The following is a 19,680-nucleotide window of genomic DNA, read 5'->3' as shown; positions in this document are numbered from 1 at the left end:
GGTTCCATTAACGGTGCGTTGGCGCGGTTATGAAAAAACGGTGCTGTTTACATTGAAGTCGCGCATCAATATGCATTATCGCGTATTGCTCGGCCGTAACTGGCTACGTGGTGATTATCTGGTTGATGTTGATCGCACCCCGGCAGCGGTTGATTAGCACTCAGATATGGTTGATCAGCGATTGTTTAAGGGGTGAAGGGTAAGGAGTACTGAATGCCCTGTATGACTTAAGTCGTGAGCTATCTATTCATTATTTCATTTAGAAAAGCTTCACCGTACCTGCTAAATTTGACTTCGCCGATGCCTGAAATTTCCAGCATCTGGGATTCGCTGCCGGGTTTGGCGATGACCATCTCTACCAGTGTTTTGTCCGGGAAAATAACGTAGGGCGGTACATTCTGATCTTTAGCCAGTGTGCTGCGTAGTTGGCGCAGTTGTTCAAACAGCTCCTGATCATGCGTCGATAAATCCTGAGCGAAGCGTCTGACTGCTGCATTGGATGATGAGCTGCTTCTCTTTTTCTTCACTTTTGATGCTTTACTCAGTTTTCTTAACATCACGGTTTGTGGCGATTCACTGCGTTTAAGTAAGGGCCATGCTTTGGGTGTGAGTTTGAGTACACCATAGCCTTCCACATCGGTAGCCAGATAACCGTGTGCAACCAGTTGGCGGAATATGCCGCGCCATTCCGGGCTGCTATGTTCCTGACCAATGCCAAAGGTACTCAGTTGATCATGATTATTGGCTTTGATGCGCTCGTCATCTTTACCGAGCATGATATCGATAATGTATTGGGCACCAAAGCGCTCCTTGGTACGATAGATGCAGGAGAGTATTTTTTGCGTGGCGATGGTGGCATCCCATGTTTCTGGTGGATTGATGCAGTTATCGCAATTGCCACATGGCTTTTCTAAGGTCTCACCAAAATAGGCCAGCACAGCCTGACGTCTGCAACTGGTGAGCTCACACAGGCCGAGCATAGCATCGGTCTTTTGCAGCATCATGCGTTTAAACAGCTCATCGGCATCACTGTTCTGGGTGAACAGGCGCAGATTGATCACATCTTTCAGGCCATAATTCATCCATGCATTGGATGGCAGTCCATCACGGCCAGCGCGACCAGTCTCCTGATAGTAGGATTCGATGTTTTTCGGTAAATTCATATGGGCTACAAAGCGTACATCGGGCTTATCAATACCCATGCCAAAAGCGATAGTAGCAACAATAATCAAGCCATCCTCACGCAGGAATCGTTGTTGATGCTCTTGACGTATATCCTGATGAAGACCGGCATGATAGGGCAGGGCGGTGCGGCCTTTTTTATTGAGCCACTCGGCTGTGGTCTCAACATTTTTACGGCTCAGGCAGTAGACGATGCCGGCATCATCAGGGTGATTCTCCTTGATGAATTTCAATAGTTCTTCACGGCCATTCCCCAGATCGTTGATGGCATAATGAATATTGGGGCGATCAAAACTGTTGATGAACAGATGCGCCTGCTGCAGGGCCAGTTGTTCAATGATTTCAATGCGGGTGCGCTCATCAGCAGTCGCAGTAAGTGCTATGCGTGGTACGTTGGGATAGCGCTCATGCAACATGGATAACTGCTGATATTCTTTGCGGAAATCATGACCCCACTGGGCCACACAATGCGCTTCATCAATAGCGAATAGCGATATCTCACAGCGGTCGATGAGGTTCAGGGTATAGCTGTTGAGTAGCCGTTCAGGAGCCATGTAAATGAGATCGTATGCACCATGGATAAATGCTTCCTCGATCTCACGCTGTTCGCTGGCATGGAGCGTGGAATTCAAAAAAGCAGACTTGATTCCCAGTTGTTGCAATGCATCAACCTGATCTTGCATGAGTGCAATCAGCGGTGATATGACAATTGCAGTGCCACTGCGCACAAGTGCAGGTATTTGATAACAGATAGATTTTCCACCACCTGTTGGCATCAGTGTTAATACATCCTGACCATCGATGATGGCTTCAATAATATCTGCCTGATGATGACGAAAATCATCGTAACCGAAGGTGGACTGTAAAATGTGACGGGCTTGCGGCATGTGCTGATCCATCAAGCGAGTATCTATCAACTGCGATGGCCTGTCACTTACAGCGAAAGCGAAACGAGGGAGAAATAAAAACGGCCACCTGCCTGAGCAGATGACCGTTGATTACTGACAAATAGTTACTTAAGAAAGCGCTGATGTATTCAGCATATCCTTAATGATTAATAGTTATAAGCGAATGTGGTGGTGAAACCGTTTACATCCAGGCCGCTAAATGAGGTGTTTTTTGTTGCCAGGTCAGCTTTGGTGGAAAAACGAGCCCATTCCATACCAATAGTGAATCTGTCATTGTAGCGGTAAGTACCACCTAGACCATAGCTGAATCCAGTACTGCTTTTTGTGGTTTTAATGAGTGAATTGGCAGGGGTATGGCTGGCGTTGACGGTGCTGAATCCCGCCAAAGCATAGAGATCGAAACCGTCGGCAACTTCAATTTTAGGTTTGGCAAATGCGGATACAAACCAGTTCACCTGAAATTCTTCACTGAGTACAATCGTACGTTCTTCGCGCTGTTCTGCGCCAGTTGTGCCGACGCGAAATTCTGTAGCGAAATATTCATGCAGGTTCGCGCCTACAAAACCAAAGCCACCGATGGTGGTTTTTTTGTTTGCTCCAGGTTCGAGTTCAAAAATACCAAGTCCTATGCCCGCATAAGGTTCAATTTCAATAGCCTGGGCCGCGTTGGCCTGTGTTAATAGCAGAGCCGTAGTCATCAAAAGTATTTTTTTCATGGTGATCCTCCAAATTTTTCCGACATTATCGCCGTATAATGCATAAGCGCAAATCCGTTCTACTGTCGGCTATGGTATGAACGGCTACGGCTTACCTTGTGGGGGTGTTGCACTTCGTATCATTTCAGTTTGCATCAAGGGAGAATTACCATTAAATGGTATGAACTACGTGCGAATAGCAACCCAGATGGTGTGTCGGTTATTGGCCTGATTTTTATGGCCCCGCACACTATGTACTTTCACATCAAAGCCGATTTTCATTAAGCGTTGTGTGAAGCTGGGGGATGAAAACCCCGACCAGACCGTGAGGACGCCACCGGGTTTCAATGCATCAAAGGCATTGTTAAGACCGCGCAGGCTGTAGAGGGAATCATTGTCATCAATAGTAAAAGCGTCCGGGCCATTATCGACATCCAGCATGATGGCATCAAAGCTATTTTTATGCTCAAACATGATTTTACCGACATCACCTTCAATCACCTTTACACGTTCATCCTCCAAAGGTGAGCCGGCCAGAATACCCAGATATTCATAATTCCAGCGTATGACGGCAGGCATCAGTTCTGCAACGGAAACAGTCGCTGTTGGGCCTGTATTGGAAAGTGCGGCAGCCAGCGTAAACCCCATACCAAGGCCACCGACCAGCACATGGGCATTTTTACGTTTTGCGATGGGCTTGCAGGCCAGCTCGGCCAGCACATCTTCCGAATTATGCATGCGTGAATTCATCAGGTCGCCGGCTTGATCGACTCGGATCGAGAAATCCATACCGCGTTGATATAGTTTCAAGGTTGCACCATGTTCTGTAGCTGTATCGAGTAGTCGAAAAGGTATCATGTCGGCAAGTGTCCACTTGGCCGTGATCTACGCAAGTTTGGTGGGGGCGGTTTTAATGAGTGAGGGGGCATAGGTAGGGCAATCGTAGTAAAATATCCTGTGTTTTAGTATCACTGTTCAGCATTTTTACCGCAGAGTACGCAGAGTTTCGCAAAGTAAAGACAAAAACAGATGCAATCCTCATGTTTTACTATTCTGTTATATTACAATTTTTTGATCATTGTAATGACTTCTTTGCGCCAAGGTGACAACATTTACGTACGACATAGGGTAAACCTGTGACGTGCAGGACGCACAAATGCTATAGACGCGGACGGTTAAATATTTAAAGAACTTGGCCTAGGATCACAGGAGGCCATGTTGTTACATTTGGACATTATGACTATGCTTTAAAATCGATCAGGAGGTTACATGTTTGAATCGTTGGGATTAGAGGTTTGGCATTTATGGCTACTGGCAGGATGTGTGATTGCAGTAGTCGAGTTGATACTGGTGGGTTCTTATTATCTGTTGGCATTAGCTGCCGGTGCAGGGGTCGTAGGCATAGCGGCTTCAATGACCGAGCTGTCGATGCAGGCACAGTGGCTGGTTTTCATATTGGCAACGGCTGCGGCGACGGGGCTGTTATATTTCCTGCGCTCCAAAGGTGGTGATGAAGAAATTGATAATATCTCATTTATGGTAGGTAAACAGGTGAAAGTGGTTGAAGACGTTTCACCGCGCGGTCGTGTGGATTATAAAACGGTGACATGGGAAGCTGAATCAGAAGACAGACTACAAGCTGGTGAACCGGCGATTATTATTGGCGTCAATGGTAGTACGCTGTTTGTCGCCAAACTTAAGGAGAATAACTGATGGATATGGTAATGATTGCGATCGCAGTAGTGGTCGTTGTAATAGTTTTTAAAGGCGTGGTGGTAATTCGTAACTCAGAGCGCATGGTGATTGAGCGCTTGGGTAATTATAGTCGGACATTAATGCCAGGTATCAACTTCATTGTACCTTTTCTTGATCAACCACGTGAATTTATCTGGAAATCGCCTGCGTCAGGTGGCGCATTGGGTCGTTTATTGGGTGACGCTGGTGATTCTGCCTATTCAAGTCTAACCAGCGTCAAGCGCATTGATATCAGGGAAACTGTATTGGATTTTCCATCACAGACAGTGATTACACGCGATAATGTGAGCATCCAGATCAATGCGTTGCTCTATATCGAAATTACCAATCCGCATGATGCAGTGTATCGCATCGCCAACCTGCCAAATTCAATTGAGAAACTTGGCCAGACTACCCTGCGTAGTCTGGTTGGGGAGATGGAACTGGATAAAACACTCTCATCACGTGAAGACATCAACGCACGCTTGCAGATTACGCTGGATCAGGCCGCTGATGACTGGGGAGCCAAAGTTAAGCGTGTGGAAGTACAGGATTTGAACGTACCTGACGCAGTACAGGCGGCGATGGAAAAACAGATGCGGGCAGAGCGTGATAAACGCGCATCTATTTTGGAAGCAGAAGGTTCTCGTCAATCGGATATTCTCAAAGCCGAAGGTGAAAAGCAGGCCGCGATTCTGGTGGCTGAAGGTAATCGTGAAGCACGTATTCTTGAAGCTGATGGTGAAAAGGCCGCGCTGGATAAGCTCAAAGAAGCTTTGGGTGATGAGGGTTTCAGTCAGTACCTCATTGCGATCCGTTATCTGGACACACTCAAGACGGTTGGTGCCGCTGGTGAAGGCGACAAGACCGTATTTATGCCGATTGACGCAACAGCCACGCTGGGTGCTATCGGTGGCATTAAAGAATTGTTCGGGTCGAAATAAAAGAGGGTGTGAAAAACGTCATGGTAGGCTGCTGGGTGGTGTTGTGTTTCCTGAATTCAGTAGCCTGGCCATTGCCTGCTATGCATCAATGATAGACCTGGCCCTGAAGCGATTCCGCGTGAACGCTCTATTTTTTTGAGGCTATTTCTTCCATTTTCATTGCCAGTGAGAAATCGCGTTCGGTAATTCCGCCAGCTTCATGTGTAGTTAAATCGACAGTCACTTTCTTATATACGTTAAACCACTCGGGATGGTGATTTGTGGATTCAGAAATCAGTGCTGCTTCTGTCATAAAGCCAAATGCCTGTACGAAATCATTAAATATATACTCACGATGTAGTTTGTTGTTTTCAACAGACCAGCAATGATATGTACTGATAAACGCTTGAATCTCTGTGTTGCTTGCTTTTACTAATGCCATTGCTTATTTCCTCTATGGTATTGCCTTATATTGTTCGCAGCAATGGGGGGAGCGAGCTGTGTTATGTGTTTTCATCTGCGGAGCTATTGTGAGCAAGAGAGAATCCTGATCTGGCCCCGCTGCTCAAATTCAGCCAAAAGTGGTGCACTTACAACTTGAATCCACCTTTGGTTAGGCGATTTTCTGAACATGTTGATAGTCTTGAATGGCATTCAGTTCAGTCGCCTCTGTATTTTTTGCTTTGAAAAGCTCCCATCGCATTTGCATATTAAGCCAAAAATCAGCTGACATTCCAAAGAACTTAGCCAAACGAAGAGCAGTACTTGGGGTAATACCTCTTTTTTTATTGACCAGTTCATTGACGCGCTGATAGGGCACATGGATTGCATCAGCAAGGTCGCGCTGGCTGATATTCATAGGAATAAGAAATTCTTCCCGAAGCATTTCGCCTGGGTGGGTAGGCTCTCTGTCACTTGGAATACGTATCATGATTCACCTCTAATGATAGTCCGTTATTTCTACGTTGTATGGGCCTGTTTCACCCCATATAAAACAAATTCGGTATTGCTCATTGATGCGAATACTGCACTCATCTTTTCTGTCTCCAGACAGGTTTTCCAGTCTATTGCCCGGTGGAATCTTCAATTCCTCCAATAATAGGACAGAATCGAGTTGATCCAACTTCCTGGTGGCGACTCGCCAAAGCGTTCTAGGGCAAGATTTTCGCGCTAATTTTGAGTTGAAGCCATTAAATATGTCTTCCGTAGCTTGATCTCTAAATGATACGATCATAGTGACATGATAGCATGGACATCATGCTATTCAAGTTTTACGAATGTTTGTGTGCATAACGCCTAGTTCAGCGGCACCGAACACGGAGAGGCTTTTTGCGAAAAAATGCCGAAGGCATTCGCAAAAAGGCGCGGAGTGTTCGGGGTCCGCTGGAACTATTTGTTAGGTTCATTTAATCGATTTAAACCATTGCCAAAGTTTCACGCCATTTTTGATCAATTCCCAGTCTTCTGCATGCGTAATGGCAAGCGACGTCGCTGAATGCACACCCAGCGGATTCCTTAGGTTCTTAGGTGAGATTTCTTTTAGAGCATCCGATACTGTTTGGATGTGAGCACTCATTGAGTTGAAAGCCTCTTGTTCAGTGCTCCCTTTAATCGTCATTACATTCTTCAAGTAACTACCGTGCTGTTCTCTAGCGAACACAATAAGACAAGGAAGTTTTTCAGTGTTTTCGAGCTCGAAGGCCTCTAATAGCTCCTTATTTGCTCTCGGTTCCTCCCATACGGGAACCATCATCGCTAATATTCCTGGGGGTGGCGATGGCATTACATATGTTCCCGGTTCTGCTCGGGTGCAAAAAATTGGCCATAAATCACCAGATATTTCATCTAGCGCGCGCCAGTAATCGTCGTCATAAACGACTTTCTTGACGTGCGCATGCGTGTCTGTAAACAAAAGCACGCCATAAATGCTGGCTTCTTTATCCGACGGCTTGTGCGTTTTCAAGACTCGTTCAATCCATGCCATGTGCTTCTCCTTCGATAAACCTAACTAACGTAATAACAGGCTTGGTTTTCCATCTATTACGCTCCTATATACGGCCTTGATTTCCTTGCTATTGGATATTACTGTTGAAACAAGGAATAAGGAGCCAGATTGCCGTCGTATCCATCAAAGGTCAACGAAAAGTCAAAGTTTAGGCCAACATCTATTCGGCTGATGGATCAGGTGCGTGAGGTTTTGCGCTATCATCATTATGGGCGAAAAACTGAATTGGCTTATGTGCGTTGGATTAAGGGCTATATTTATTTTCATCACAAGCAACACCCAAAGGATATGGGGAAGCACGAGATCGAGGCCTATTTGAGCGATTTAGCGGTCAATCAGAACGTTGCTGTATCGACACAAAATCAGGCTTTCAATGCCTTGTTATTTTTATACAAACAAGTGCTGGATTTGCCGTTCACAGACGATATTTCTGCGATTCGTTCTAAAAAGCGTGTGCGCTTGCCTGTCGTTCTTAGTGTGAAAGAAGTCGGCCTTATCTTTGACAGTTTGCGAGGTGATCATTTGTTGATGGCGCGCATCATGTATGGCGGCGGTTTGCGTCTGATGGAGCTATTGCGTTTGCGTGTGCAGGATATTGATTTTGCCAATGGTTATTTATCGATTCGGACTGGCAAAGGTGATAAGGATCGCACTACATTATTACCCGTCTCAGTGCGCGATGAACTGCGACAGCATCTACTCAAAGTGCGGGGAATGTTTGAAACCGATTTGTGCGAAGGTCATGCCAATGTCTGGTTGCCGGGGGCGTTGGCTAAGAAATATCCCAGTGCGCCAAAATCTTGGGAATGGCAATATGTGTTTCCATCCAAATCATTATCCAAAGACCCTCAAAGTGGGGAGATACGCCGCCACCATGTCAATGAGTCGGGCTTACAAAAGGCTATTCGTAGCGCACGCAGCAAGGCGGATATTAACAAGCGGGTGACCACACACACCTTGCGCCATTCTTTTGCTACGCACTTGCTGGAATCAGGCACAAATATTCGGGTAGTACAGAAACTGCTCGGTCATGCAGATGTGAAAACGACTGAAATCTACACGCATGTGTTGCAGCAGAACCTGGGTGCGGTTGTGAGCCCGCTTGATTCGTTACAGAGTCCTGGCGGATGAAAAAAGAACAGCGCCAGCGCATTGTTAATCGTCACCGGGATAGCCTTAAATGAAAACCTTATACCTGTTTATTGATGAGGGTGGGAATTTCGATTTTTCATCGGGCGGTACTGAATATTTTATGCTTACATGCCTAATCGAAGAGCGTCCATTCCCAAGTTACGATAAGTTACGAACGCTTCGCTATGATCTGCTGGAAGAGGGCATCAACATAGAATATTTTCATGCCACTGAAGATAAGCAGGCTGTGCGCAACAAGGTGTTTTCAGTCGTTCAGGAAAATTTGGATCATGTGCAGGTCTGTTCGATGATTGTGCAGAAAAACAAAGTGAACCCCTCACTGCGGGAAGAAAGTACATTCTATACCCATGTGTTTAACATGCTGATGAATTGGGTTGTGAAGAAACATGTACACGGCAAAGACTATGAACGGGTGATATTGTTTACCGATGTGATGCCTGTAGCCAAGAAGAAAAAAGCGATGGAAAAAGGTGTGAAGACGGTGCTTAAAGCGTTATTGAATGAAGGAATCACCTACCGCATTTATCATCACCAATCAAAATCTAACTTGAACTTACAGGTCGTAGATTATTGTAACTGGGCAATTTATCGCAAGTGGTCGCGAGGAGATGTTCGATCATATGATATCATTAGCGCAAGCATTGATGCTGAATGGAATGTGTTCAGGAATGGTAATGCGGAGTTTTATTAAATGTTAAAAATGCGACCACCCCGGCTATCCTCCGAAGAGGAAGAGCTCCATGAGCTCTTGTTACCGGGGTGGAACCTTTTAATTGAAAACAGGGCAAGGCTATATATCGAATGAAAAAAGAACAACGTAAACGTATTGTAGATCGGCATCGGGATAGTCTTAAACGTCATGGTTATCATGCCAATGCGCTCTACTGGAGCAGCAAAGAAATTCAGGATATCCGTTTTCGGGTGCTTTCAGAAATAGGCATTGAATCGGGTGATGCACTGCTTGATGTAGGTTGTGGGTTTGCCGATTTTAAAGGCTGGATAGAAGGTCATGGCAAGGTTGTGGAGTTTACCGGCGTTGACCTCTCACCTGATCTGATTCGAGTAGCTAAAGAGAAACATCCGGATGCAAAACTACTATGCGGAGAGTTATTTGATTTTCACTTTGATGACGAATCGTTTGACTGGGTTATTCTGTCCGGTGCGATGAATGAGCAGCTGCATGATCAGGGTGAATATGCCCGTAAAATGATCGCTAGGATGTTTGCTCTCTGTGGCAAAGGCTTAGCCTTTAATATGTTAGATGCTCGCACACTCAAGGCCCATGACCTGCAAAGTGTTGAGCCTCAGGAGATGCTTGAGTATTGCCAGAGCCTGTGTGCCGATGTGCAGCTACGGGATGATTATCTGCCCAATGACTTCACGATCTATATGCGCCGCTAAAAAAGAGTCTGTTAGTACATTACTGGATACACTTGATCATAATGCTTGAGCGGGACCTGATGTTAGGTCCCGCTCTTTTCATTTCAGTAAGATATTAATGAATATCAATGGCTTTGGGTTTGGCGCTTTCTCGTTTAGGCAGCCTAACCTCCAGGATACCATCCTTCATGGTCGCTGCGACTTTCTCAGCATCGACATTTCTGGGAAGGCTGAAGCTGCGAGAAAAACTTCCGTACGCGCGTTCAACGCGATGAGCATTTTCTTCCTTATAATCCTTCTCATAACGTCTTTCGCCTGAAAGTGTCAGTACGCCATCTTTTACTTCAAGATGGATATCTTTTTTATCAATGCCTGGCAGTTCAGCTTGAACCAACAGAGCATCATCGGTTTCTCTAATATCCACCGATGGAGCCCACTGGCCAGCATCTCGTGCTGTATCAAGGTGACTATCGTCAAGTAGGCGGCCGAGTTGCCGATTCATACTTTCAAGTTCATTCCATGGTGTCCAACGCATCAGGGTCATAACACACCTCCTTCATAGATTTTAAGCCGTTATCTTTCTCCGGCATTAAATATGTAAGGTGATGTTTTTTGCATTTCAAGGGGCTGTAATCACCGATGTATATCGGTCATTTGTGTGGCATGAAGATCGGTTAAAAGCATTTTCGGTTCATCCACAGGGGGGTGAGAAAGTTTAGGAATAATCTGCTCAAACCTACAAGCTGGGGGATAGGGTCATCCCATTTGAATCACATTATTGTCTCTAATTTTTCGGAGAAGCAATTAAATGCGAACAGGAATACCTTTTTTGGCCAGGTAGGCTTTGCTTTCAGCAATAGTGAAGGTGCCGAAATGGAAGATCGAGGCTGCCAGTACTGCATCGGCTTTGCCTTCGCTTAAACCTTCAGCCAGATGTTCCAGTGTTCCAACCCCGCCGGAAGCGATGACATTGGCACTGATTGCATCAGAGACAGCACGTGTAAGAGGGATGTCGTAACCATTCTTGGTGCCATCTGCATCCATGCTGGTCAGCAGGATTTCACCAGCGCCATAATCGGACATACGCTTGGCCCATTCCACAGCATTGATGCCGGTCGGTTTGCGGCCACCATGGGTGAAACACTCCCAGTGATCATCGACAGATTTTGCATCAACTGCTACCACAATCGTCGATGATCCGAAGCGTTCAGCAGCCTCTTTGACCAGATCAGGATTGAAAATAGCAGCAGTATTGATCGATATTTTATCGGCACCGGCATGCAGCAGGTTTTCGATATCAGCCAGCGCTTTCACACCGCCACCAACAGTCAGCGGCATAAACACATGTTCAGCCACTTCAGTAACCATATGATAGAGCGTGTCACGGCTTTCGTGGCTGGCACGGATATCGAGGAAAGTGAGTTCGTCAGCACCCTGCTCATCATATTTAATAGCAGCTTCAACCGGATCACCGGCATCAATGATATCTACAAACTGTACGCCTTTGACCACGCGACCATGGGCGACATCCAGACAGGGAATAATGCGTTTGCTTAACATTATTTTTGCACCGCAGAGGACACAGAGTCTCGCAGAGTAGTGGCAAACAGGGTTCTAATGGACTTCATTCCAAAAGGTGTTTCAATTAGTTTCAAGGTTAATTTCTTTGCTTCCTTTGCGTAACTTTGCGTCCTCTGCGGTAAAATGGTTTTCATTTCAGAATCCGCATGGCTGCAGCGAAGTCGATGCTGTTCTCATAAATAGCCCGGCCGGTGATCGCACCACAAATGCCATCGCCTACATGCGCAGCACAGGCTGTGACATCATCCATTTTGGCGACACCACCGGATACGATGACAGGAATGGAGATAGCTTTGGCAAGGTTGACGGTCTCTGGAATATTCGGGCCAGTCATCATGCCGTCACGGGCGATGTCGGTGTAGATAATCGATGCCACACCAGCATCTTCAAATTTAAGTGCCAAATCAATAGCACTCACATCAGTCACATCATCCCAGCCGTGCACAGCAACCATGCCACCTTTGGCATCAATCCCGACACAGATCTGGCCGGGGAATGCTTTACATGCTTCTTCCACAAGGCTTGGCTTAGAAACGGCAATAGAACCCAGGATCACGCGTTGAATACCAAGATTAAGGGTAGCTTCAATCATGGAGAGATCACGCAGACCACCACCGAGTTGCACGGGGATGGTCATCTCGGCACAAATAGCGCGAATAGCGTCCTGATTGGCGGGTTTGCCGGCAAAAGCACCGTCGAGATCTACAACGTGTAGGCGTTTGGCACCCAGAGACTGCCAGTGCGCAGCCATGGCGGCCGGATCATCACCATAATCGGTGGCATCATCCATACGGCCCTGTTTCAGGCGTACACAGTGGCCACCTTTCAAATCGATAGCGGGAATAAGTTCAAATGGGGTTGTGTTTTTCATGCGGCCAATGATGACGATTATACATAAGAAATGCACCCGCAAATACATTGCGGGTGCATCACTAGGATATAAATGATGAACTTCGTTTTAGCTATCTGTTTTGCGTTTTATAGATGCCTGTGATTTAAGGGTACGAAGGTATGCCACAACATCTTTAGCATCTTGACCACATATGTGTTGTGGTAACATTTTTGTAGAGGCGTAATTGTTGCCGGTTAATTTTTTAATGCTTTTTCCAGAATGACAAATCCAATCCGTCAGGTTTTCTTCATTCCATGTGAAGTCGGCCTTTGCCAGTGAGGCTCCATATTTGTAATCCTGAGACTTGCCAGCCTGCTGGCCAACTATACTGAACAAATTAGGGCCGAACTTCTTTTCCTGATTGGGCTCGAAGTTATGACAGCTCTGACATTTTTGGGCCAAGCCATGGCCGCGTTGTGCATTGCTTGCCAGTTTCAGGTCTGCTTTCTTTGCTGCCTTGTGCGCTTGTTTTTTGACTGTTTTTTTGGTGGCGACTTCAGTTTTTGCCACTGTATTCACATGGTCCTTTTTTAATTTCGCAGTTGTTTCAGCAGCGCTGGGCTGCATTTGCATGTTGTGCTCTGTGTCTGCGTTTGGCGTAACCAGATGAATGGAAAGGGCGGCGAGTCTTTCTGCTTCAAGAACCACCGCCAGTTGTTTCTCTGCATTTAATTTACCTAGCATGGCCGCTTTGGCATCATTCTGATGTTGCTCATTCAGCATGCGAATATCTATGAGTGCTTTCTCTTTTTCAGCCAGCAATGCTTTTGCATCCGATTGTTCCATAGCCGCTTTTAATAATAAGTTTCTGGTTTCAGTTGCCTGATCGTGTGTCTTTTTTGCCCAGGCTGCTCTCATGGCGGCTTCTTTTTTCAGGGCCTCTGATTCTTCTGTTGCCATTGCAATGGCATTGCGAACCGCTTCACGCTTTTTCTCGGCATCTTCAACGGCTAATAATTTATTGTCATCGGCTGTTTTGATGGCATTTCTAGCATCAAGAACCTGATCAAGGGCGGTCTGAACTGCAGCCATTTTATTGACTGCCATTTCTGCAGAGCGCGCATTGCTTTGATCGGCAGTACTTTCACTGCACCCGCTGACTACTACCCCGATAAATATTAAACTGCTAATCCATGCAAACATCTTCATTAGTGACTCCCACAAATATGATGCGGCAATGTTAGTGCTGATAACCAAAGCGAATGTGACATAGATTACATAAGCATATTATGCAAAATATGGCTGTTAGCTATGTGTTAAGTGATTGTTAATACTTGTTTTTAATAGGTTTTAATTTTTTTGCATAGTACAAAGAAGCCCGGTTGAACACCGGGCTAATGCAATAATTTTAAGGTTTCCATTGCTGGAAAGCTTCCAACATCGCCAAGCCTGCACGTTGGGACTTCTCCGGATGAAACTGAACTGCGACCACATTATCATGCCCGATTGCAGCGGCAAAGGGGTGATCACCATAGGAGCAGGCAGCCAACAGGTGGGCGGGATTTTCCGGAGCACAGTAGTAGGAGTGCACATAATAGACCTGTTGATTGGCTAAGGGCGCAAGCACCGGATGTGTATCTTTTTCTGATGAGAAAATAACGTCATTCCAGCCCATATGCGGAATTTTGAATCCGCGTTCAGGGTGATCTTCCGGGAAATGTTTTACTGCTCCAGAGACAATACCCAGTCCCGGATAACGACCAAATTCATAGGAGACATCCATCAGAATTTGCATGCCAAGGCAGATACCAAGAAAAGGGGTGCCGGAAGCAATAGTCTCTTTCAGTGCTGCATCCATGCCTGTTTCTTTCAGTGCAGAAGCACAATCACGAAAGGCACCAACACCGGGTAATACGATGCGATCATAGTTCAGTAGTGATTCAGCATTATCCACCAGCTCAACGCTACTGCCGGTTTTCTCCAGTGCTTTAGCAACCGAATGTAGATTGCCCATGCCATAATTTATTAGTCCAATCATAATGGGGTAGTGAGGGGTAAGAGAGAATCGGTGAGGGGTAGGAAGTTCATCACTAACTTCTAACTCCTGACTGCCTTACTTCTGACTCACAATGCTCCTTTTGTAGATGGGATACCACTCTGGCGGGGATCATTTTCCACAGCCATACGCAGGGCGCGACCAAACGCTTTAAACACGGTCTCGATGATGTGGTGGTTGTTGCGTCCACGCAGTGAATCGATATGCAAGCTGATTCTGGCATGATTCGCTACGGCCTGAAAAAACTCTTTAAAGAGATCGACATCAAAGTTTCCAACCATCTCTTTAGGGAAATCGACATGATATTCAAGATCCGGACGACCGGAGAAATCGAGCACTACACGAGAGAGTGCTTCATCCAGTGGCACATAAGCATGGCCGTACCGAACAATTCCTTTTTTATCGCCGATCGCTTCACGCAGGGTTTCACCCAGACAGATGCCGATATCTTCAACCGTGTGGTGGGCATCAATATCAAGATCGCCTTTGGCATTGATGGTTAAATCAATCAAGCCGTGGCGGGCAATTTGTTCGAGCATATGATCAAGGAAGGGGATGCCGGAATTGAGTTCGGAAGCACCAGTGCCATCAAGATTAATAGATAAGCTGATTTGTGTTTCTTTGGTATTGCGTTCAATACTGGCTATTCGCGTCATGCTGAAACTCCATTGATAATGTCATCCATTGCAGCCAACACTGCATCGTTTTCATCCTTGCTGCCAATCGTGATACGCAAACAGTTGCTCAGCAAGCCACCAGAGGCGTGCATGTTTTTGATCAGGATACCGTGTGTTTTGAGCTGATCAAAGAGTGCATTGGCATCAGGGACTTGCATCAGAATGAAATTAGCCTGCGATGGAAATGTATTCACGCCGTTGAATGTCTGCAGCGCTTTGGACATGCGTTTGCGTTCCTTTTTGATCTCAGTGGCTTGCATTTCAAATAGATCAAAGTGATCCAGTAAAAAGGAGGCTGCAGCTTGTGTCAGCGCATTAATATTGTATGGCATGCGTACCTTGTTCAGGTGGGCGATGGTTTCTGCTTCACCAATGACATAACCCAGCCGTAAACCGGCCCATCCTAATTTTGAAAAGGTGCGTAACACCAATACATTGGAAGCCACAAGATGTGTGTGGCTACGTTCAGAGAATGGCCCATAGGCTTCATCAATGACCAACAGACCATCAAATCCATTGGCTATTCTGGCGATAGTCTCTTCCGGCCACAGGTTGCCTGTCGGATTGTTCGGGCAGGCAAGAAATGCAATTTCAGCTTTTTCGCGTCCACACACCTGTAAAAACTGATCGGCATTCAGGCTAAAGTCATTGGCCAGAGGCACGGTGGCGACAGGGCGTTTAAACCAGCGAGAAATAAGATCATACATCACAAATGTGGGAGAAGGTACTACACAGGTGCCGGGATCTATCGCCATGATAATCATCTGAATGATTTCATCAGAACCATTACCAAGCAGGATCTGATCCGCATTTACACCAGCGTGATGCGCGATCTTCGTGCGTAGCTCAGCCATCTCGGCATCGGGGTAACGATTAATATCCACTGAACTAAGACACGCATCCCAGCTTACTTTTAAAGATTCCGGAAGCTTGAATGGATTTTCCATCGCATCCAGTTTGATCATGCCGGAGCTATCCGGTACGTGATATGCGGATAAGGATTTAATATCTTTTCTTATCAATGTACTTTCACCTGTACGCACGCTGTTTGTTCGCCGCACATTACTGTGAGGAGATGGTTCTCAATAGATATGTGGTTTTCGATTTTATGATTTGTCATTGAGTCGCAATTCAAGGGTTAAGGCATGTGCTTGCAGGCCTTCGCGGTGGGCCAGATGGGCTGCGGCAGGGCCAATCTTTTGTACTGCATCACGGGTTGCACGAATAACACTGCTGCGCTTCTGAAAATCGTACACGCCCAATGGAGAAGAGAAGCGGGCGGTACGATTCGTCGGTAGTACATGGTTAGGTCCGGCAATGTAATCACCGAGTGCTTCTGGTACATAATGACCGATAAAGATTGCACCTGCATGCCTGATGGCCGGTAACATGGCATCGGGGTTCTCCAGAGCCAGTTCCAGATGTTCAGGCGCAATAATGTTCACTACATCAGCAGCTTCATCCCAATTCTGTACATGAATCAAGGCACCATGGGTTTCCACTGATGCACGGGCAATGTCTGCGCGTGGCAATACGGAAAGGTGTGCTTCAATAGAATCAGCCACCTGAGCTAACAGGTGTTTATCTGTAGAAATTAAAATACTTTGTGCAGCCTCGTCATGTTCAGCTTGTGAGAGAAAGTCAGCTGCAATCCAGGCAGGGTTTCCACCATCGGCGACCACTACGATTTCAGATGGGCCGGCAATCATATCAATACCGCAGGTACCAAAGACCTGTCGTTTGGCAGCTGCTACATATTTGTTGCCGGGGCCAACGATTTTATCGACGGCTGGAATAGTCTCTGTGCCGTAAGCCAATGCAGCAACAGCCTGGGCACCTCCGACAGCAAAACCACGCTGTACGCCGGAAACATAAGCGGCGGCCAGCACCAGCTCATTGATTTCACCATTTGGCGTTGGAACCACCATGATGACCTCTTTGACACCGGCTACTTCAGCAGGCACGGCATTCATCAATACGGAAGAGGGGTATGCCGCTTTGCCACCGGGTACATATAAACCGACACGATCAAGCGGTGTAACTTTTTGACCCAGTGTCATGCCAATATCATCGGTATATTCCCAGTCATCCTGTTGCTGATGCATGTGATATTCACGAATACGATTAGCTGCGAGTGTAAGCGATTCCCGATCCATATCGGACACTGCGTTCCAGGCTTCCTGCATACGTTCACGGGTGATTTCAATACTTTCACCGGTACAGGCCCAGCCATCAAAACGCTCGGTATAATCACATAATGCAGTGTTACCGCGTGTTTTTACATCAGCAAGGATGCCAGCAACCAAGCCTTGCACATCATCACCGGTATCAGCTTCTCTGCACAGTAAATCATCGAGTTGTTTGGCGAAGTCACTGTTCTTTGAGTCCAGTCTGAGAATGTTGATCATGTCTTTTTCCCCTGTTCCTTACCTGTCTTTTAGACTAATTATTATTTTGTTTGTTCAGACAGCTCAACAGCCTGACGCAGCGATTCAATAATGGATTGAATGCTATGTTTGCGTGTAGCAAAACTGGCCGGATTCACAATCAAGCGGCTGGAAATGTTACACATAGTTGTCTCTTCTATCAGGCCGTTGGCTTTTAATGTGCCGCCAGTTTCAACCAGATCGACAATACGTTCTGCCATGCCAACCAGTGGCGCTAATTCCATAGAGCCGTAAAGATGAATGATTTCAGCCTGTATGCCTTGCGCTAGAAAATATTCCGAAGCCAGTTTATCATATTTGGTGGCAACACGAATGCGGCTACCTCGCTCAGGCGTGCCTGCTTCTACCAACGCTTTCGGGCCACACACACATAGGCGGCAGCGGCCAATTTTCAGATCCAGAGGTTCATAAACGTGGGGACGGTATTCCAGCAGTGAATCGCGACCGGCAATGCCCATATCCGCAGCGCCCTGCTCAACATAGGTACAGACATCAGCAGCGCGAATAATTAGAAAACGTACCTTTTCACCGTGACAATCTCCATCCACCATCAGTTTGCGGGTGGTTTGTACATCCTCGGCCGGATGCAGGCCGGCAGCCTGCAATAACGGCAGGGTCTGCTCTAGAATACGGCCTTTTGACAGGGCGATGGTTAACGGTCTTGAATCAGACATCCGATTGTACTCCCTTCATCCAGTTTTCACTGGCACTGTGCCGTTTAATACGTGCACCAAGTTTACTTAATTTTTCTTCAATGCGTTCATAACCACGGTCAATATGATAGACACGGGAAATAACAGTTTCACCATCAGCCGCCAATCCTGCCAACACAAGGGATGCGGAAGCGCGCAAATCCGTTGCCATCACTGGTGCAGCGGAAATACGTTCACAGCCTGTAACCAGTGCTGTATTACCGTCAAGACGTATATCGGCCCCCATGCGTGCAAGTTCCTGCACATGCATGAAACGGTTTTCAAAAATGGTCTCTTTGACTACGCTGGTACCATCTGCCAATGTCATTAAAGCCATAAACTGGGCTTGCAGATCGGTGGGGAAGCCGGGGTGGGGCAGGGTGTGGATATCGACTGCTTTTAATCGGCCTTGCGCTTTGCAACGGATAAAATCATCACCGTATTCAACCAGACATCCGGACTCTTTCACACGCGCCAGAAATGCTTCGAGCAGTTCCGGGCTAATGCCCGTTACGGTTACATCACCACCGGTAATCAATCCGGCAGCAAGATAGGTAGCCGCTTCAATGCGGTCTGCAATGGTCGTCATTTCACCACCATGCAGGCGATCAACACCTTCAATAATAATACGATTATTGCCATCGCCATTGATCTTGGCTCCGAGTGCACGCAGGGATTCAGCCAGATTAACGATCTCGGGTTCGCGGGCAGCATTATCTAATATAGTAATGCCATCAGCTAAAACAGCCGCCATCATCAGGTTTTCAGTACCTGTTACAGTCACCTGATCGAAAACAATGTGTGCGCCCTGTAGTTTGCCATCAACCCTGGCAATGATATCACCCTGTTCGACTTCAATGGTAGCGCCCATGGCTTCCAGACCTTTGAGATGCATATCAATCGGACGTGCACCAATGGCACAGCCACCGGGAAGGCTGACTCTAGCATGTCCAAAACGGGCTAACAGTGGCCCCAACACCAATGAAGATGCACGCATAGTTTTGACTAGCTCATAGGGTGCTTCGGATTTACTGGCATTGCGGGTATCGACATGCAGACAGTGCTGATCATCGTAGGCCACATCAGCGCCTTGCCAGGCTAGTAGCGTCATCATGGTTGAAATGTCGCGTAAATGAGGGATTCGATGATAGACCACTGGCCCATCGACAAGAATTGCGGCGGCCAGCAATGGCAGCGCTGCATTTTTTGCGCCGCTAGCTTCGATGGTGCCGGAAAGTGCTATACCGCCCTGAATAATGATTTTGTCCATGATTACCTACCGTTTAAAAGATGGCAACGCTAACGGTAGAAAGCTGGCCAAACAATGCCCGTGAATTTACCTGGTGAGACGGCCTTATCGCATGTTGAAATGGGTGAATATAAAGTTGACATGGCAAAGGGCAACAATTAGCAATG

At 46.6% G+C, this 19,680-nt stretch carries 22 protein-coding genes; 5 read left to right on the top strand and 17 right to left on the bottom strand.

Annotation, left to right across the window (positions count from 1 at the left end; translation table 11 throughout):
- Positions 1-239: 239 nt before the first annotated feature.
- The 3 genes from recQ to D8Y20_RS03705 form a co-directional block, all read right to left on the bottom strand.
- A complete protein-coding gene (gene recQ / locus D8Y20_RS03715; protein ID WP_121541697.1) occupies positions 240-2,081 on the bottom strand; it encodes a DNA helicase RecQ in 1,842 nt (613 codons plus the stop codon).
- A 155-nt stretch (positions 2,082-2,236) separates the two neighbouring features.
- Entirely contained in the window at positions 2,237-2,806 is a 570-nt protein-coding gene (locus D8Y20_RS03710) for an outer membrane beta-barrel protein (RefSeq protein WP_121541696.1), read from the bottom strand.
- Between the two features lie 165 nt (positions 2,807-2,971).
- A complete protein-coding gene (locus D8Y20_RS03705; RefSeq protein ID WP_121541695.1) occupies positions 2,972-3,643 on the bottom strand; it encodes a spermidine synthase in 672 nt (223 codons plus the stop codon).
- A gap of 411 nt (positions 3,644-4,054) precedes the next feature.
- Here D8Y20_RS03705 and D8Y20_RS03700 point away from each other — a divergent pair, with 411 nt between their 5' ends.
- Entirely contained in the window at positions 4,055-4,498 is a 444-nt protein-coding gene (locus tag D8Y20_RS03700; RefSeq protein WP_121541694.1) for an NfeD family protein, read from the top strand.
- The gene (locus D8Y20_RS03695) at positions 4,498-5,463 is read left to right on the top strand and encodes an SPFH domain-containing protein (protein WP_121541693.1); all 966 of its coding nucleotides are present in this window, start codon (positions 4,498-4,500) and stop codon (positions 5,461-5,463) included. The genes D8Y20_RS03700 and D8Y20_RS03695 overlap by 1 nt, the downstream gene beginning before the upstream one ends.
- Positions 5,464-5,590: 127 nt before the next feature.
- On the opposite strand, the gene D8Y20_RS03690 is transcribed toward D8Y20_RS03695, so the two are convergent.
- The 4 genes from D8Y20_RS03690 to D8Y20_RS03675 form a co-directional block, all read right to left on the bottom strand.
- The gene (locus tag D8Y20_RS03690) at positions 5,591-5,884 is read right to left on the bottom strand and encodes a 4a-hydroxytetrahydrobiopterin dehydratase (RefSeq protein ID WP_121541692.1); all 294 of its coding nucleotides are present in this window, start codon (positions 5,882-5,884) and stop codon (positions 5,591-5,593) included.
- Positions 5,885-6,055: 171 nt separating this feature from the next.
- Entirely contained in the window at positions 6,056-6,373 is a 318-nt protein-coding gene (locus tag D8Y20_RS03685) for a HigA family addiction module antitoxin (protein WP_121541691.1), read from the bottom strand.
- Between the two features lie 9 nt (positions 6,374-6,382).
- Positions 6,383-6,676 (bottom strand): type II toxin-antitoxin system RelE/ParE family toxin, encoded by a 294-nt coding sequence (locus D8Y20_RS14005; protein WP_121541690.1) that lies wholly within the window; start codon positions 6,674-6,676, stop codon positions 6,383-6,385.
- A gap of 168 nt (positions 6,677-6,844) precedes the next feature.
- Positions 6,845-7,426: a hypothetical protein gene (locus tag D8Y20_RS03675; RefSeq protein ID WP_121541689.1), complete on the bottom strand. Its 582-nt coding sequence runs from the start codon at positions 7,424-7,426 to the stop codon at positions 6,845-6,847.
- Between the two features lie 129 nt (positions 7,427-7,555).
- Here D8Y20_RS03675 and D8Y20_RS03670 point away from each other — a divergent pair, with 129 nt between their 5' ends.
- The 3 genes from D8Y20_RS03670 (at position 7,556) to D8Y20_RS03660 (ending at position 10,000) form a co-directional block, all read left to right on the top strand.
- On the top strand, positions 7,556-8,578 hold the full coding sequence (locus D8Y20_RS03670; protein WP_121541688.1) for an integron integrase: 1,023 nt from the start codon (positions 7,556-7,558) through the stop codon (positions 8,576-8,578).
- 49 nt (positions 8,579-8,627) lie between these two features.
- Positions 8,628-9,290 (top strand): DUF3800 domain-containing protein, encoded by a 663-nt coding sequence (locus D8Y20_RS03665; protein WP_121541687.1) that lies wholly within the window; start codon positions 8,628-8,630, stop codon positions 9,288-9,290.
- A gap of 110 nt (positions 9,291-9,400) precedes the next feature.
- Positions 9,401-10,000, top strand: a complete 600-nt coding sequence (locus tag D8Y20_RS03660; protein WP_121541686.1) for a class I SAM-dependent methyltransferase — start codon at positions 9,401-9,403, stop codon at positions 9,998-10,000.
- A 94-nt stretch (positions 10,001-10,094) separates the two neighbouring features.
- Here the strand turns inward: D8Y20_RS03660 and D8Y20_RS03655 are convergent, their stop codons facing one another.
- The 10 genes from D8Y20_RS03655 to murA form a co-directional block, all read right to left on the bottom strand.
- Positions 10,095-10,523 (bottom strand): Hsp20/alpha crystallin family protein, encoded by a 429-nt coding sequence (locus D8Y20_RS03655; protein ID WP_121541685.1) that lies wholly within the window; start codon positions 10,521-10,523, stop codon positions 10,095-10,097.
- A gap of 260 nt (positions 10,524-10,783) precedes the next feature.
- Positions 10,784-11,539, bottom strand: coding sequence for an imidazole glycerol phosphate synthase subunit HisF (gene hisF / locus D8Y20_RS03650; protein WP_121541684.1), 756 nt, complete (start codon positions 11,537-11,539; stop codon positions 10,784-10,786).
- Between the two features lie 151 nt (positions 11,540-11,690).
- Entirely contained in the window at positions 11,691-12,431 is a 741-nt protein-coding gene (hisA, locus tag D8Y20_RS03645) for a 1-(5-phosphoribosyl)-5-[(5-phosphoribosylamino)methylideneamino]imidazole-4-carboxamide isomerase (protein ID WP_121541708.1), read from the bottom strand.
- Between the two features lie 87 nt (positions 12,432-12,518).
- Positions 12,519-13,601, bottom strand: coding sequence for a cytochrome c family protein (locus D8Y20_RS03640; protein WP_121541683.1), 1,083 nt, complete (start codon positions 13,599-13,601; stop codon positions 12,519-12,521).
- 199 nt (positions 13,602-13,800) lie between these two features.
- Positions 13,801-14,430 (bottom strand): imidazole glycerol phosphate synthase subunit HisH, encoded by a 630-nt coding sequence (hisH, locus tag D8Y20_RS03635; RefSeq protein ID WP_121541682.1) that lies wholly within the window; start codon positions 14,428-14,430, stop codon positions 13,801-13,803.
- Between the two features lie 86 nt (positions 14,431-14,516).
- Positions 14,517-15,104 carry an imidazoleglycerol-phosphate dehydratase HisB gene (hisB, locus tag D8Y20_RS03630; protein WP_121541681.1) on the bottom strand — a complete coding sequence of 196 codons (588 nt, stop codon included), beginning with the start codon at positions 15,102-15,104 and terminating at the stop codon, positions 14,517-14,519.
- Positions 15,101-16,186 (bottom strand): histidinol-phosphate transaminase, encoded by a 1,086-nt coding sequence (gene hisC / locus D8Y20_RS03625; protein ID WP_236075226.1) that lies wholly within the window; start codon positions 16,184-16,186, stop codon positions 15,101-15,103. Before hisC ends, hisB begins: the two co-directional genes overlap by 4 nt.
- Positions 16,187-16,231: 45 nt before the next feature.
- Positions 16,232-17,533: a histidinol dehydrogenase gene (gene hisD, locus D8Y20_RS03620; RefSeq protein ID WP_121541679.1), complete on the bottom strand. Its 1,302-nt coding sequence runs from the start codon at positions 17,531-17,533 to the stop codon at positions 16,232-16,234.
- A 41-nt stretch (positions 17,534-17,574) separates the two neighbouring features.
- A complete protein-coding gene (gene hisG / locus D8Y20_RS03615) occupies positions 17,575-18,246 on the bottom strand; it encodes an ATP phosphoribosyltransferase (protein ID WP_121541678.1) in 672 nt (223 codons plus the stop codon).
- On the bottom strand, positions 18,239-19,534 hold the full coding sequence (gene murA, locus D8Y20_RS03610) for a UDP-N-acetylglucosamine 1-carboxyvinyltransferase (protein WP_121541677.1): 1,296 nt from the start codon (positions 19,532-19,534) through the stop codon (positions 18,239-18,241). Before murA ends, hisG begins: the two co-directional genes overlap by 8 nt.
- Positions 19,535-19,680 lie beyond the last annotated feature (146 nt).

The organism is Mariprofundus sp. EBB-1 (assembly GCF_003665155.1).
In the GTDB taxonomy this organism is placed as follows: domain Bacteria; phylum Pseudomonadota; class Zetaproteobacteria; order Mariprofundales; family Mariprofundaceae; genus Mariprofundus.
This window is presented reverse-complemented; position numbering and strand designations above follow the sequence as displayed.

Bases quoted from the DNA above. Each gene is read 5' to 3' on its own strand.
- recQ (WP_121541697.1), bottom strand. From the start codon at position 2,081: ATGGATCAGCACATGCCGCAAGCCCGTCACATTTTACAGTCCACCTTC.
- D8Y20_RS03710 (WP_121541696.1), bottom strand. From the start codon at position 2,806: ATGAAAAAAATACTTTTGATGACTACGGCTCTGCTATTAACACAGGCC.
- D8Y20_RS03705 (WP_121541695.1), bottom strand. From the start codon at position 3,643: ATGATACCTTTTCGACTACTCGATACAGCTACAGAACATGGTGCAACC.
- D8Y20_RS03700 (WP_121541694.1), top strand. From the start codon at position 4,055: ATGTTTGAATCGTTGGGATTAGAGGTTTGGCATTTATGGCTACTGGCA.
- D8Y20_RS03695 (WP_121541693.1), top strand. From the start codon at position 4,498: ATGGATATGGTAATGATTGCGATCGCAGTAGTGGTCGTTGTAATAGTT.
- D8Y20_RS03690 (WP_121541692.1), bottom strand. From the start codon at position 5,884: ATGGCATTAGTAAAAGCAAGCAACACAGAGATTCAAGCGTTTATCAGT.
- D8Y20_RS03685 (WP_121541691.1), bottom strand. From the start codon at position 6,373: ATGATACGTATTCCAAGTGACAGAGAGCCTACCCACCCAGGCGAAATG.
- D8Y20_RS14005 (WP_121541690.1), bottom strand. From the start codon at position 6,676: ATGATCGTATCATTTAGAGATCAAGCTACGGAAGACATATTTAATGGC.
- D8Y20_RS03675 (WP_121541689.1), bottom strand. From the start codon at position 7,426: ATGGCATGGATTGAACGAGTCTTGAAAACGCACAAGCCGTCGGATAAA.
- D8Y20_RS03665 (WP_121541687.1), top strand. From the start codon at position 8,628: ATGAAAACCTTATACCTGTTTATTGATGAGGGTGGGAATTTCGATTTT.
- D8Y20_RS03660 (WP_121541686.1), top strand. From the start codon at position 9,401: ATGAAAAAAGAACAACGTAAACGTATTGTAGATCGGCATCGGGATAGT.
- D8Y20_RS03655 (WP_121541685.1), bottom strand. From the start codon at position 10,523: ATGACCCTGATGCGTTGGACACCATGGAATGAACTTGAAAGTATGAAT.
- hisF (WP_121541684.1), bottom strand. From the start codon at position 11,539: ATGTTAAGCAAACGCATTATTCCCTGTCTGGATGTCGCCCATGGTCGC.
- hisA (WP_121541708.1), bottom strand. From the start codon at position 12,431: ATGAAAAACACAACCCCATTTGAACTTATTCCCGCTATCGATTTGAAA.
- D8Y20_RS03640 (WP_121541683.1), bottom strand. From the start codon at position 13,601: ATGAAGATGTTTGCATGGATTAGCAGTTTAATATTTATCGGGGTAGTA.
- hisH (WP_121541682.1), bottom strand. From the start codon at position 14,430: ATGATTGGACTAATAAATTATGGCATGGGCAATCTACATTCGGTTGCT.
- hisB (WP_121541681.1), bottom strand. From the start codon at position 15,104: ATGACGCGAATAGCCAGTATTGAACGCAATACCAAAGAAACACAAATC.
- hisD (WP_121541679.1), bottom strand. From the start codon at position 17,533: ATGATCAACATTCTCAGACTGGACTCAAAGAACAGTGACTTCGCCAAA.
- hisG (WP_121541678.1), bottom strand. From the start codon at position 18,246: ATGTCTGATTCAAGACCGTTAACCATCGCCCTGTCAAAAGGCCGTATT.
- murA (WP_121541677.1), bottom strand. From the start codon at position 19,534: ATGGACAAAATCATTATTCAGGGCGGTATAGCACTTTCCGGCACCATC.